Source organism: Thalassotalea sediminis, assembly GCF_030295915.1.
Taxonomy (GTDB): domain Bacteria; phylum Pseudomonadota; class Gammaproteobacteria; order Enterobacterales; family Alteromonadaceae; genus Thalassotalea_C; species Thalassotalea_C sediminis.
The window spans coordinates 2,832,889-2,848,105 of the sequence record NZ_AP027361.1 but is presented as its reverse complement, the minus strand read 5'-3'; the positions used below and the strand labels follow the sequence as shown (position 1 = coordinate 2,848,105).

General features: G+C 35.8%; 10 protein-coding genes and 1 pseudogene. 8 read left to right on the top strand and 3 right to left on the bottom strand.

Annotated features, from left to right (window positions below):
• Positions 1 to 6: 6 nt before the first annotated feature.
• From QUE09_RS13065 to QUE09_RS13035, 7 genes are all read left to right on the top strand, one after another.
• Positions 7 to 1,056 carry a glycosyltransferase family 4 protein gene (locus tag QUE09_RS13065; protein WP_286233213.1) on the top strand — a complete coding sequence of 350 codons (1,050 nt, stop codon included), beginning with the start codon at positions 7 to 9 and terminating at the stop codon, positions 1,054 to 1,056.
• 87 nt (positions 1,057 to 1,143) lie between these two features.
• Positions 1,144 to 2,085 (top strand): Wzz/FepE/Etk N-terminal domain-containing protein, encoded by a 942-nt coding sequence (locus QUE09_RS13060; RefSeq protein WP_286233211.1) that lies wholly within the window; start codon positions 1,144 to 1,146, stop codon positions 2,083 to 2,085.
• Positions 2,086 to 2,089: 4 nt separating this feature from the next.
• Positions 2,090 to 3,409 (top strand): O-antigen ligase family protein, encoded by a 1,320-nt coding sequence (locus QUE09_RS13055; protein WP_286233210.1) that lies wholly within the window; start codon positions 2,090 to 2,092, stop codon positions 3,407 to 3,409.
• 3 nt (positions 3,410 to 3,412) lie between these two features.
• Complete coding sequence (locus QUE09_RS13050) at positions 3,413 to 4,657, top strand: oligosaccharide flippase family protein (protein WP_286233209.1); 1,245 nt, start codon at positions 3,413 to 3,415, stop codon at positions 4,655 to 4,657.
• 1 nt (position 4,658) lies between these two features.
• On the top strand, positions 4,659 to 5,843 hold the full coding sequence (locus tag QUE09_RS13045; protein WP_286233208.1) for a CDP-glycerol glycerophosphotransferase family protein: 1,185 nt from the start codon (positions 4,659 to 4,661) through the stop codon (positions 5,841 to 5,843).
• 131 nt (positions 5,844 to 5,974) lie between these two features.
• Entirely contained in the window at positions 5,975 to 8,875 is a 2,901-nt protein-coding gene (locus QUE09_RS13040; RefSeq protein WP_286233207.1) for an FG-GAP repeat domain-containing protein, read from the top strand.
• A gap of 57 nt (positions 8,876 to 8,932) precedes the next feature.
• The gene (locus tag QUE09_RS13035) at positions 8,933 to 10,198 is read left to right on the top strand and encodes a right-handed parallel beta-helix repeat-containing protein (protein WP_286233206.1); all 1,266 of its coding nucleotides are present in this window, start codon (positions 8,933 to 8,935) and stop codon (positions 10,196 to 10,198) included.
• A gap of 65 nt (positions 10,199 to 10,263) precedes the next feature.
• Here the strand turns inward: QUE09_RS13035 and QUE09_RS13030 are convergent, their stop codons facing one another.
• From QUE09_RS13030 to QUE09_RS13020, 3 genes and pseudogenes are all read right to left on the bottom strand, one after another.
• Positions 10,264 to 11,817, bottom strand: a complete 1,554-nt coding sequence (locus tag QUE09_RS13030) for a right-handed parallel beta-helix repeat-containing protein (protein ID WP_286233205.1) — start codon at positions 11,815 to 11,817, stop codon at positions 10,264 to 10,266.
• Between the two features lie 91 nt (positions 11,818 to 11,908).
• A pseudogene (locus QUE09_RS17610) lies at positions 11,909 to 12,064 on the bottom strand (DapH/DapD/GlmU-related protein); the annotation flags it as partial.
• 356 nt (positions 12,065 to 12,420) lie between these two features.
• Complete coding sequence (locus QUE09_RS13020) at positions 12,421 to 13,440, bottom strand: glycosyltransferase family A protein (protein WP_286233202.1); 1,020 nt, start codon at positions 13,438 to 13,440, stop codon at positions 12,421 to 12,423.
• Between the two features lie 193 nt (positions 13,441 to 13,633).
• On the opposite strand from QUE09_RS13020, the gene QUE09_RS13015 reads away from it, so the two are divergent.
• Positions 13,634 to 15,166, top strand: a complete 1,533-nt coding sequence (locus QUE09_RS13015) for a hypothetical protein (protein WP_286233199.1) — start codon at positions 13,634 to 13,636, stop codon at positions 15,164 to 15,166.
• The last annotated feature ends 51 nt before the right edge of the window (positions 15,167 to 15,217 follow it).

Genomic DNA, 15,217 nt, shown 5'->3' with positions numbered 1-15,217 from the left:
GCCTTTATGAAAAAACTCATCATTGTTTCGACCAGACCAGGTGTTGGAAAAGGCGGTATTTCGACGGCATTAGAAGGTTATATAGCAGGTTTAGACGCTCAGAATGTAGCGTATGAATATGTTGAATCACATTGGGCTAATAGTAATACTTTTAAAGTGTGGGGGCTGGCGCTTTTCCACATTATAAAGCTTGCGTTAAAACATCGAAAAAATGCGGTGTTTTGGTTTCATTTAGGCCCTTGGTTTTCTTCTTTTCGGAAATTTACTTTGGCGATAGTACCGAGGCTTTTAGGGGCAAGCGTTATTGGTCATGTGCACTCTCCTGCAACAAAAGGCTATCTAGAAAATAGCTTTTTTACCAGAAAAGGATATCAACTTTTATTATCGCCTTACCATACGATTGTTGCTTTAACGCCTTGGTGGAAAAACTATTTATCAGCATATTTTCCAAATAAATCGATCGTAGTATGCCCAAATCCTAATAACGAGGCTGATATTGAAACGGCCAAAGGGCATTTACTTAGTAAAGATCCTTATTCAGCTAAAACGTCAGTTAATGTGCTAACAATGGCAAGATTAGTGGAAGGTAAAAATGTTGATAAAGTGATCAGAAGCTTTAACGCATTACCTGAACATTTTAGTTTAACAATTGCTGGTGATGGAGAATTATCTGCTGAGTTAAAGCAGTTAGTGAAGCAGTTAGGTTTAGCACATCGTGTAACGTTTACCGGTTGGATTTCAGGTGAACAAAAAAGCGCATTATTTCATACGGCTGATATTTTTTGCTTACCGTCACTATACGATTCTTTTGGTATGGTTTTTATAGAAGCCATGGCAAACAATGTTCCGGTTATTGCCCTAGGATGGGGACCAATAATAGATGTTGTTATTCCTGAAACAGGTGAGTTGGTTAGTGAAGCTAATGAACATGAGATTTCAGCTGCATTGTTACAGATGAGTAAACACCTTGAGCAATACCATTTAGCTGGCCCTAAATATGTATGTGAAAAATATCAACCAAATATTGTTGTCCAAGAAATAATAAAGCTACTTTAATAGTTGTTTTTTTAAGGACTTAATCGACATTATCCTATTAACAACGCTATAATCTGGCGTTCTTTCAATGACTAAATTTGTAATTTCATGAGCAACGACAATTCAAAACAGATTAACGAAGACATTTCTTTGTACGGGCTTATTTCTCTCTTCTTTCAACACTGGCTTGTATTAGTTATTTGTGGTTTTTCTTTTGCTTTTACTGCAATGGTTTGGGCTATTTTTCAGCCAAATGTTTATACTGCAGAAATTACTATTATGCCTGTTAAGAAAGATGAAAAGTCTATGGCAGGTGTTGCGAGCCAACTAGGTGGTTTAGCATCTCTAGCTGGGCTAAATTTAAATAAAGATCTTGATGAAAACGCAAAATTAGCGTTAAAAATGCTCACTTCTAAAAAGTTTATTATGGAGTTCATTGAAGAGGAACAATTGGCTGTTCCAATTATGGCGGCAAAATCTTGGGATATCGCAACCGATAAGCTTGAAATTGACCCAGATGTTTATGATGTTGAAACAAAGACGTGGGTTAGAGAAGCAGTAGCGCCGCGTACATCAGAACCAAGTTTACAGGAAATATTTGCCGTATTTGTAGAGCTGTTGGAAGTGGAAGAAGAACCTAAATCAAAATTCATAAAGGTTTCACTTGATTTTTACTCGCCAAAATTAGCGACTGCTTGGTTGAATAAGTTAATAGATAAGCTTAATCATGATATTCGAGCGCTTGATAAACAACTCGCAGATGAAAGTATTAATTATTTAAATGAAGCCTATGACAGCGCCAAATTGGCGAATATGAAAAAGGCAATTTCTATACTTGTTGAAGAGCAAGTGCAAGCGAAGATGTTGACGGAAATTCGAAAAGATTATGTGTTTATGGTTGTTGACCCTGCAATTGTTCCTGAAATTAAATCGAAACCAAAGCGCGCTATAATTGTTGTGGTGGGTGGCTTTATCGGTGGAATAATTGGCTTAATTATTATTCTGTTTATCTCAGGTAGAAAAAATCATTTAAACGCCCAAAGAGGCTAATACCTTGGCCGACCAAGCATTACACCTCATAGGCAGTACGACAATAAAGTGCGCAAAGTTGGCGCTGTTCCAATTTACTATGCTCATGATTGGAAGTGCGCTTTTAGTAGACGCAGTTAATGGTTTTATCATGGTTGGCATCGGCATTGATATAAAATTATCTGCCTTGTTTAAGCTCTTGCTGATAGCAATTGTGATGTTCCAAATAGGTAGTTACTCCAAGCGTGCCCTAGGCTATTTACTATTACTCTTTGGCATTATGCTGATTGGCCCGTTAATCACCTTTTTAAATACTACAGATATCGTTGGTTTTTTTGACGATCTGACGTCTGGTTTGAAAATTATTTCCGTGTTGGTGATCATTGTTTATTTGCAGTTTATTGCTCAAAAGTGGCCAGATTTGCTATTAAAGTATGGGAAAGCCTGCCTTAAGTTTTCTTTTTTCGTTTTAATGATTAATATCTTTTTAGGCGTTTTGGGATTTGGCTACAGCAGTTATGGTGGCAATGATGGTGGCGATGACTCTGTTGGTATTAAAGGCTTTTTCTATGCTGGTAACGAACTCAGTGGCATCTATATCGTGTTGTTTGGCACGATGTTGCATTACGCATGGCAAAAAAGTAAAGCGACTTACTTTATCATAAGTGGCGTGGCAATAATCTCGGGCGTACTCATTGCGACGAAAGCGGCAATGCTCGCCGGTATGTTACTCGTGTTCATTATTCCTATATTAAATGAACGAAATCGCATGTTTAATTTAACTTGGTTAAAGGTTAAGTTATTAGTGCCTTTTTTAATCGTTGTCGCTGTTTTAGCAATTACAATTATACCTATTTTAGAGTCCACAGGGCTACTTGGCCGTTTTATTTGGTTTTATGAAAAAAATGGTGTGCTCGGCATTTTATTGTCAGGAAGAGATAAATTCTTAGCTGAAACAATGTCACTATACTTTAATTACGCTAACTGGGCTGATGTTGTATTTGGTTTTAGTAAAACGGGACTGGGGTTATTTACTAAAAACGCAATGGAAATTGACCCTATTGATATGTATTTTTGGCATGGATTAGTTGGGCTATTGCTGTTTGTTATTTACTGTATTGTAATGTTGAGCATTGGGTTTAGAACCGCTCGGCTAAAAGTCGGACACATAGGTCCTGCGGTATTAATTATAAATTTAAGTTTGATTATGGTCTCTATGATCGCCGGCCACATATTCACTTCCGGCATGTTGGCTCCACTCTTAGCGTTGGTTAATGGTATGGCGTTGTGTGATCGAAAATACCATTCTACAGCTAAACCAAATCCAGAACTTTCGGGTGTTTAGACTGTGAGTATCCAAGTATATAAAAATACTTTTTACCTATTTATAGTGCAGTTTAGTAATTATGTGTTGCCATTTTTGGTTATTCCTTTATTAACAAGAGCATTAGGGGTAGATGGGTTTGGTAAATATGCGTTTTATTTAGGCGTTGCTAACTTACTTCTTGTCTTTATACGCTTTGGTTTTGAGTTTTCAGCAACAAGATCAATAAGTATTCACTCAACCAATAAAGATAAAATAATTGAAATTGTCAGTTCAGTATTAGTAATAAAGCTGCTGTTACTTATTTTTGCGGTGATGATTTTTTCGTTAATCGTAATATTTGCGAAACCTGATCCTCAAATGACGATGCTACTGCTTGGTGGAGGACTATTACTGACAGGGCAAATGCTATTGCCCGTGTGGTATTTCCAAGGCATTCAGCAAATGAAGTTTGTTACTCTATATACGGTTGTCACCAAAATATTTTATGTTGGATTATTGTTTTTACTCATTAGTGAAAAACAAGATTACGGTAAAGCAACTTTTGTCTATGGCTTTTCATTTTTTGTTGCTGGCGTTGTTAGCGCTATTCATATGCTGTACCAGTTAAATTTTAATTTTATTGCGAATAAGGAATCGATCAAAAATGCGTTTAAAGACGCATTGCCTTTTTTTACTTCACGGGTATTTGTAATGACGTATACCGGTAGTATGATTCCATTGATTGGATTTATAGGTACGCCAGCACAAGCTGCCATATATGCTGCATCAGAGAAACTATATAACGCCGCTCAATCAGTTATGTATCCTATTACTAATGCACTTTACCCCCACGTAGCAAAAAATAGGGATTTAGTACTGTTTAAAAAGTTATTCGTGCTTTCCTTGTTTTTAGTCTTTATTGGTTGTTTATTGGCCTATTTTTTAGCGCCATATTTGATTGTGTTCTTGTTTGGCCAAGACTTTAAAGCAAGCGCTGATATTTTTAATATTCATACCATTGCATTGTTATTCGTGTTTCCTTCGATGATGTTAGGCTTCCCTTTGTTAGCAGCGTTAGGTTTCTCTAAAGAAGCAAATAGCGTGGTTATCGTGGGAGCTTTGGTCTTTTTTGTTATCGCTGGGTATGGTGTATTTAGCGGTATTTTTAGTACTGAATTCTTCGTATGGGGTGTGGTAGCAGCAGAAGTAACGGTGTTTGGTTTAAGAGCTTATTTTGCTATTAACCGAATATGGAATAAAAAATTACACTTGACCGAGTCAAATTAAAATGAAGTTGATCAAATACTTAGTAACATTATTAATATTGTGGCCGATTTTCTTATTATTAAAGTTCATACCGCGCCGCAACAATGTGTGGTGTTTTTCTTCCTATCGTGACAGCTTTGTTGATAATTCTAAATATCTTTTCCACTATGTCTCAACGAAACACCCTGAAATAGATTGTTACTGGGTTACGGATGATCTTGCGCTAATCGGTGAGTTAAATGCTCAAGGTTATCAAGCAATAAAACGCAAAAGTGCTAAGGGAATATTGATTATAATACGCGCCAAATGCGTGTTTTACTCTTCCTATGTGTCAGAGATAAACCATTGGTTAACGAGTGGTGCTAAACTTATCAATTTGTGGCACGGACTGCCTCTAAAGAAAATCGAATTTGATATCGATAGCGGAGTTTTAGCAAAAAAATATGGAAAACAATTTAGTGCTGAAAAACTCTACAAGCAGATTTTTTTCCCAGCGGCTTATCGCAGAGCCGATTTGATGTTTGCGCCCACAGATGAAATGGAACGTATTTTCAAAAGAGCATTTCGCTTAAAGGATAAAGCCATCGTAAAATGTGGTTCTCCGAGAACTGATCAATTTTTTGATGAACAGTCATTTTCTGCATTAACGAAGAAAGATTTAGCACAGTTGTCTGTACCTGAAAAACGTAAAGTTTATATCTACATGCCTACGTTTCGTGATACCGGTGGCGAGTTTTTCTCTAAAGATAATTTTAATTTTGAACAATTAAATCAAGTAATGGAAAAGGTCGATGGTGAGTTTTGGATCAAAGCACATCCTGCAGCCGGTGTTGAAAATATTGAGTTGTCTCAATACGATAGAATAAAGCTGTTACCAAGCAATATCGACATGTACCCGGTACTTAAGCTCTCTCACGCCTTGATCACTGATTATTCATCTATCTACATCGATTATCTTTTGTTGGACAAGCCGATATATTTCTATTGTTTTGATCTTGAATACTATAAGAAAAACTGCCGTAGCATGTACTTTGAATATGATGAGGTGACCCCAGGACATAAGTGCCTGACTTTTTCATCGTTACTTGAGTGCATTGAGCAACATAACGACGATTTTGCACCTCAGCGTCAAGATATTAAAAGCATCTTCTGGGGCAGGGGTTATGCGCTTGGCTGCCAATCAATAGTATCAAGGTTAAAGTCATAATATATTCATACTCATGGGGTTAATGTAAGTGTCTGACGACATACGCCTAGTTACTCTAAACTGGGTGTTTGAAAATACTTTATCGTTAATAAAAAAGTAGATATAAAAAGTTAAATAAAAAGGAATTTATAGTGTTTAGAAATAGCCATATTTACTTCTTGATTATAATTTTCTTTTTGCTCTCCGCATGTGGCGGTGGAGGAGATGCAAAAGTACCAACTACTCCAACCAATAATCCTCCTATCGTTGATGCCGGTGCGGATCAAACGGTGGATGAACAAAGCTTGGTTTCATTAACCGCAAGTGCCAGCGATGCAGATGGTTCTATTGTTAGTTATCAATGGACTCAAACAAGTGGTATATCTGTTTCGCTTGAAAATGCGACAAGCCTAAATGCCAGCTTTACAGCGCCTATAGTCTCTAAACTTGAAATACTCACTTTCGAGCTGTTGGTTACAGATAATGAGCAGAAGCAAAGTAAAGATATCGTTGAAATTAGTGTATTCCCCAAGATACCAGAACTTATAGTTGATACTGAAATAACGGCAAAAAGCGGCGCTCATACTTTAATTGAGTGGCAAGTAGAAAGTGACCATGAAATTGCCAGTGCGTCGCTTGAACAAGTCACTGGTAACTTAAATATAAAAACGATCATATTAGATAATAATAAAGCCTATTTTAATGCGCCAATAGTTCAAGGTGACAATAGTGATTATCAGTTTAAGCTGACCATTACTGATGTTGAAGGTAGCAGCGTAGCAAAAGCTATCAATTTAACGACAACTGCTGTTACCTCTATTTTTAAAGATAAAAAGAGTATTTTTGAACTAGAATATACAGGGCTTGATCTCGACAATATGACTATTGCTGATATCGATAATGATGGAAATACTGATTTTATTACTTATCTTAATGGCAAATTATACTGGTTTAAAAATAACGGTGAAAAAGATGGTGAGCTAGATGTTGATTTTACTTTTCGTTTAATTAACCCCGATTTTGACCTCTATTATAGTTTTTTCAAAAAACATAGGTTGGAAGATCTTGATGGTGATAATTTACCTGATTTAATCGCCTATCAGTACTTTGGTCAAACCGATATAGAACGGGTTGTTTTCTCAAAGAATTTAGGAAACGGTGAGTTTTCAGATGTTCAAGAACTGTTTTCATATCAACGTGCTGGCTATATCTATCGCCCTAAGTATATTTTGCAAGCATTTGAATTATCGGGCTATAAACAGAAAGTAATGGCTTACTATAACAATCATGAAATTAACGTACTGGCATCAGACGGAGATAGTTACAAGCTAGGCACTCATTTTAAAATTAAAGATATAACCACTGACGATAATTGGGGCATAGAAGCGATTGAATATTGTGACTTGGAAAACAGTGGTCAAGACAAGCTTTATATTCAAACTTATAAAGGGGACACTGCTGGGCACCCAGATTACCGAGATGGTACTTCAAATCTATATGTCTTTAATAGTGATGATGACACAATACTTAAACTTGATAGCACAGATGAGATATATCCTAAAATACTCTGTCTTTCGAGAGATAAATTAAGTGACCAATTGTTAAGTATCACTTACGAAACAATTAAAAAAGCAGACTTTGATGAGGAAACTGAGAGTTATCAGTTGCTAGATATTACAAATGAATTTAGTTTCGGTGCAGATAACTCTTATATTACAGAGTTAGAACCGCGCAACTCCCCAAAGGTTATCGACCTAAATCTTGATGGGCTTGATGATATAGTAGTTACTGAACGTGTTGCTATGCTACGAGATAACGAATCAGAACTCACTTTTTTAGAAAAATTCGGACCGAGTAATTATGCCTTTTGGTGGTCAAGTCCCGTTTATTGGCATGCAAGTCAAGAATATCGTTTTTATACTTTTAGCGATAATGAAATTTCATTATGGTCACCAGCGAATGAAAAACCATATGAAGTCCACTTTCCCTCAAAAGCTTTAGTTACTGGCTTAAAACAAGTTGGCCCTTACTATATGATAACTATGAAAAATAGTGACGGTATTGTTAGTAAGCATGCAATGCAATGGGGAGGAGAACAACTTGTTGAAGTACAAAATGTTGACCCTGTGTATTTTATTGAAGGTTTAAGGTTATTTGATTTTAATGGCGACGCCATTGATGATGCTCTATATACATCAATTATTTCAGTAGAAGGATGTTATTACTTTGAGGTAGCCAATATTAGATACGGAAATGGCATATCATTTGACGAAGAGAAGCAGTTGACCGGACTTGGCTGTCATGAAGGTGACGACATGGTAGTGGGTATGACAAGTATTAAAGATATCAATGATGACGGTTTTTTAGATTATGTAAGGAGCTACATTAGCCATTACGAATATGCGAGCTCTTATGATTGGCGTGTATATGATGCCGAATTACAGGCTTATACGGATTGGGAATATTCGAAATCGTATTTTGATCACGTTCTAGATATACAGATTACCCCTAGTTTTTGGGATGTTAATGGCGATTCGCAAACAGATATCATTCAATTTAATCAACTTTATCAATGTAATAGCTATACTATCTGCGGTACATTGCAATACCGCTTAAAGCAGGCTGACAATCTATACGATGAGTGGAAGTCGTTTGATGAAAATCTAATAGATGTGAAAGCGGGCCACTATCGACGAGATATAGATCAAGATGGCATCGATGATGTGATATTGGGAACGTTAAATGATCGCTATTGGCTTAAGCGTTCAGATAGTGGTACATATGCATCTAATCTACTCATAACAGATTTGCCAAATTATTATGCTGATTTGTTTGGTATTCAGCAGCCTTATTTTTATAACATTGATTCAGGTAGGTTTGTTTTATATTCCTACAATGAATCGCTGAAGTCTCCAGTTATTGGGGAAGTTCAACCACTAGAGAGTATTTCTTCATTTAAACGCTTTATTGATATCGACGACGACTTAGATCTAGATATACTCTTTGTTGAAGACAATCATATTATGATGAGTGAAAATACTTATCATCAATAACACTCACCTATCGATATAGATATTTAAGGAAGTTTTTAAGTGTTAATAAGGTTTAGTTTGAACACGATTTTAGTTTTTTTGTTGGTCTTCTCTTTTAATACTTACTCGGTAAATTTTAACCAGTACTGCCAATATCAAACGGCAGAGCAAGATTGTTCAGCTGAGTTTATGGATGCCTTGTTAGATGCGGCAAATACACAAGAAAGTATTATTTTTTCTGCGGGTAAAGAGTATCGCATTGATCGCATTGATACTTCGGGTCTGGCACTTGATGGCATATCTCTTGTTGGTGAAGGTGACAGTACCCCAGTTATTCACACCGACGGCTTATACCTTTTTGATACAGGTAATCTTTTAATTAAAAATATCAAAATCACGGGCATTCACAATGAGGCCGAAGATACCGAACAGGGTAATAGTTTGTTGCTGCTAGGTACACGTAATCGCTTAGCGAAAATACGCAATATTACTGTTGATAACGTGACTTTTGAAAATGCTGCGGAAGACTTGTTAGTACTTTGGAATACACAAAATGTCACAATCTCTAACAGCATTTTTAAGCGTTCTGGGCTGGCGATGCGAGTCGTTCCAAGTGCCGGGGATGCGAATGATTTAAGGCCCAGGGGCAGCGGCTTATTATTTCATAACGTGATTGATTTGGACGTTGGTTTTAATGAATTTTACCAGATTAAAAAAGTGGGCATTTTTCTTGATGCCGAAGATATTCTCGATGAAAACATCAAGATACATGACAACTACATCGATCTGCTCAGTGATGAAAAGCCCACTCAGCGCTATGGTTTAAAAGGTGGTGCAGGTATCTATCTGGCCAATGAAAATAACACTAAACATGCTGAAATTTATAACAACCGTATACTCAATTACACCATGAATGGCATGCGCATCAATGGCGATGACGTTAAGGTGTTTAACAATGCGTTTAACTATACGGGTCAGTGTGAAGAAATGGATACTAGTATTGCTAAACCTTTGGTGGGGATGGCAATAAAAGGCCACTTATTAACCAATGCAGAAATTACTGATAATTGTATTCAGAATACGCATTCAGGCATTGTTTTGGAAAGCTGGGGTAATATCGAGAATATTACTATTAAGCATAATAGTATATATGGCGCGAAAGTGAATTTTTGGGTCGATGATCAGGAAGGTGGTGTGTCGTCCAATATCGTTATTACAGAGAATATTTTGGCTGATAGTAATGGCAAGGAAGAGTCATCTGGAGGAGCCGTTAATGTACTGTTTTTGTCGATTTTAGTTGTTGTAAGACGATACTGGAAACTAAAGGTGAGTCAGCAATCATGACCAATAGGTTGATAAGCGATAAAAAAGAGGCTTTAAAGCCTCTTTTTGTTTATTAAACCATTATGTTACTGGTAAGTGATATTAGTAAAACTATTGTTTGTACCGTCATCAGTATAACCGGGATCAAGCTTAGTAAAGGTTATGGTATCAAACTTATTATTTGCTGATTTACTATCTCTGATATAAATCCCGCCAAAATGGCTATCTTCCCCGTTAGGGCTTCTAAATTCGCTGCGAATAAAGGTTGAGTTACTGACGTTAGTTAATACCAAGTGATTCCAGTTTGGTGATGTTGCCTGTCCTTGAACATAGTTGTTGTTAAAATAAAACTTTTCCTGGTTTCTGATCGCAATAAGCGGGCCACCAAATTTCTGGTGGCTTGTAGCAATTGTGTTTCCTGTTACTCTATTACTGTGGCTTAAGCCATTAGAAAAGAATGCTATACCGTAGTTTGTCGTACCAAAAAGTCTATTCCTATCAATTAATAAGTTACTATACGTAGCAGTATTTCTGTATGTGACAAAAATAGCATTTTCGGTATTATGAATGGTGTTGTTACTTAACGTGACTTCTTTAATAACATCCCAGCTTTCTAATGAAATACCGGCAATTGTATTTTGGAAGCAATTACCTTCGATAACTGAATTTTTTAGATAATGGGCTTTTATGGCTATACCGGCACCATCACTAATTGTTGAATCCATGTCGTTACATTGGCCTCTAAAGTTAATAAAGTTGTTTTTTACTAACATTTTTGAGCCATTAACACGAACTGCATTCCCCTTGTAGTTTAAAATTCTATTTCCTTGCACCCGAAAGTTATAAAAATTGGGTGAGTTACCAATATAAATACCTGCACCACCTAACAAACCATAACGCTGAGTCGGTTTTTCAAAGTTTTCCATGTCGATATAGTTGTCAATTACATCAACATTTTTGTTCACGATCTCTTCTGCATGAAAATACATCGCAACTTTTTTCATTTCGTAGAACTGGTTATGACTAATATTTGCTTCATCGACATTAAAAAAAAGTAAGCCACTACCTGCTGGTCTTAAATCACTAGGATTATTTTCGCTTACTTGAGTTCTCAAGGCTAAACCTGAGCGTTTAAAAATATTATTGTTAATGATGACATTACGGCTATTCCAGATCGCGAGAAGGTCTTCTGCAGACTCATTAAAAGTGCTGTTGGTAACAGTGATGTTTGAAGCTTTTTCTTCTTTGTTTTTTGTCCCTAGAATAATGATTGAAGTGCCTTGCTCTGTATCGCCAATTTCGTTATGAATACCTGAAAACTCAATATTCGTAATAAATAGGTTACTAATATCAAAAAGGTGAAATTTATCGGTTAAAATGCTCGGCTTTGTACCTTCTTCTGTGATACCAATTAATCTAACGTTGTTGATTTCCATTTCTCTTGTATCAACCGAACGAATGTTAAATATTTCTCCAGCTTCAAAATAAATAGAATCCTTGTTTTCAGAGGCGTCATTAAGTGCCTGAATGAATTCTAGTGAGCAATCTTGCTCACCTTGTGTGTAACTACAATATTTATTGAAATCTAAAGAGTAAGTATTGAAAGATAAAAGGAATAACCCAAACCAAATAAAGCGCACTTTATTGCTCCATGCTGTCACGAAAATATGTGCCAAGTCTACCGTGTTATTGCATGTTAAGGTAGTGTCAATTAGTTTAAAATTAATCAGTTCGTGATTTTATTATTTTAGCCGGGTTCCCCCCAACAACGTGAAAATCATCAACATTTTTTGTTACTATAGCTCCAGCTGCGACTATTGCGCCGTTACCAATAGTGACGCCAGGTAGAATAATTGCGCGTTGACCAATCCAAACGTCGTTACCAATAGATACGGGTCTAGGCTGTTTATTTCCTTGTTCTCTCATCGGTATAGAGGTATCGCTGGTCTCATGACCAACAGAAAATATAATAACTTCAGGAGCGATCATTACATCATTCCCGATAGTTGTGTCATTTGCTATCTGGCAAGCTACTTCAATCGAAGAATTGTTGCCAATTGCAATATTACTACCATTACCGAAGTAAACACCTTTATTAATATTGACGTTTTGGCCAGTTGACTTAAATAACCGAGTGACAACATAGCGTCGAAGTTTTCGTATCGGTAAACCTATAAAAGGTGTTTCAGTCGTTGGTAGCCTTTTAATAATAAGGTAATAAAGAAACAAAAGTATTTTTCTATTCATATTGTTATTGCCTTAGCTGCCACTAACTTTTTAATGATAAATGCGACCATTTTAATCATTCCTAATCGGATTAACAGCGTAAATACTTTATATCTTTTTTTGGAAAAAGCTTTTTGATATATATCGATGGGATTTGGAAACCGTTTTTTTATATTTTCAGAAATATTCGTTAGGGCGTTAGCTTTTAATTTATACTCGTTATTTAGTGAAAGTCTTGCTAGGGTAATAATGGTTAAGTTGATGTACCACGTGTTGAGATCTGTTTTGGCATTTGGATAAGGGTGTAAGACAAAAAACTCTCCTATATCTGTAAGTACATCATATATATCCATTACTTTTAACGAAAACGTCTTGGTAATTGCACCTTCTCTTTGTCGGTAATAATAAAGCTCATCGCCAATAAAAGTAATTTGATTAGCGAAATAAAATAGCTTTGGGTTTGTTGCAAGATCTTCATACCATAACCCTGGTGGAAATTTGATATGATTATTTGTAAAAAGGCTCTTTCTTATTAACTTATTACAAGCATTGGGTAAAGAGCTGCTGATTAGGTTGTCAGCGTCATTTAATTGATATGTGCCTAGTGGCAGTTTCGCGTTGGCTGGAATATATCTTATTTTATTCTCTGACTCAGTTACCTCTGCTAATGCAAAGCAAATAATATCGGATTGTGACTCTTGTGCTGACTTACTGGTAATGGATAACGTCTCTGGTGCTATGAAATCATCTGAATCTAAAAATAAGATAAATTCATTTGATGCTTTTACAAGCCCATAGTTTCGGGCATCTGCTAATCCACCGTTTTTTTTATGAAACAATTTAAATTTGTCAGTTTTATTTTTTATGAACTGTTCAACTAAGTTTATGGTGAGATCTGTAGAACCATCATTAACTAATATTACTTCGTAATTTTGATAATTTTGCTTATCTACACTATCCAAACATTTTTCAATATAAGGCTCTACATTGTAGATAGGGATAATGATAGAAATAGATAATGGCGTAGAGGTAGACATATTTGTTTGCTAATTTGAAATAAGTACAGCTTATTTTAGTAGGGTGAGGTTAGCATAATTCTAGTAGCTTTTGAATTGGAGTTATTCTCAGCTTTAACCATTTAGGGGAAGGTGATTTAGATTTAGTCATTTATTTTATGTTACTGTTAATATTGAATGTTTTTAAGGTTTTGGTAACATGAAGTTTTAGTTCATGGACAGAGCAATGCAACGTTTATTCTGTTTAACCATTATCCTATCAACTTTAATTTTTCTCGTCGGCTGTGGTGGCGATAGTAGCTCTAAATCAACACCTGATGCTAAACCAACCGCTGTTTATGCTGTACCAGTAATAGAAACCAATACATCAATTGCTACTAATAGTGGAGCTTTTACGCTTATTGAATGGGGTCTTACCAGTGAAGATGAAAATACGACCCTTGAGATAAAACAAATATCTGGTGTAGAAGATATTTTAATTACATTGCCTGAGTCAGAAAAGGGAACAGCATATTTTAATGCACCGATAATAGAAGCGCCTAATACTGACTATCAGTTTGAAATAACGGCAACTAATAGCCAAGGAAGTTCAACAACTACCGTAATTACACTTGAAATATTGCCTGCCGGTTCAGCTTTTAAACAACCGCGTCGTGTTTTTGACTATGAGTTAAATGGTAGTGAAATTACCTACCTAGATGTCAATAGGTTAGGCAACTATTTTATTGTATCGGCTGGCATAGATGGCTTTTCTAATGTAACAAAAGCTTTTCGTTGGCTCGGTGATAAATTAGAAGAGGTTGTTGATATTGATCCTATTTACTTGAGAGATGATATTAAGCTATTTGATATCAACAACGATGGTGTTGAAGACGTTCTTTTTATAAAAGAAGTAGAGGATGAAGAGCTGTGTTCCTCTTTTACATCAAGAAATGCCCAACTTATGGTTAAATACGGAACCAACGAAGGTTTTGAAAATGAAACCTCGTTAACCAACTTAGGGTGCCTTTATGTTGATGATTATTATTCAATCAGTAGTGCAGAAGATATTAATAATGATGGCTACCTAGATTTAAACATGTATAAAAATGTTCCTGAAATATCTCGTAGCTTTGCATATTTTTATATTTATTCGCCTGAAACTAACCATTATACCGCATTATCTCTTGGCGAAAATGAGCGCTTAGTAGATATAAATGGTGATAAATATGCGGACAAAATAAGTATTAATGATGTATTTTCCTGTACGGATTACTTTGCAGTTTGCGGTATTTTACAATATCAATTACAACAACCCGATATGGTTTTTGGGGAGTGGAAAAACTTTAAGATTGATAGCGAATTTAGTGAATATGGTCGTTTCGAAAGTTATGATATAAACCAAGATAAAATCAATGATGTAACTATCTACGCTGGTAGGGCATTAGATACTGAACCTACTCAAACACATTGGTTTGAATTAACGGAACAAGGTGATTTTCAACACCACCAAATTGAAAGGCTTCCCGCATATTATGCTGACTTATATGCCTCAGGCATTCCATATTTTTTCGATATTCAAGGTACAAAACTTATAAAATATAAATACAATGAGCTAGTGCATTCACCCGTTATTGATGAGGTGCAAAAATTTCCATTTACCGATGCCAGAAAACACTTTTACGATGTTGATAAAGATGGTGATATAGACGTTTTAATTTTAGAAAACGGTCATATTATGATGGTAGAAAACAGCTTTATTCAGTAAAGGCATTTCAAATCATATTTATACTGACTACTTTTTTGTTGAATAATCTTG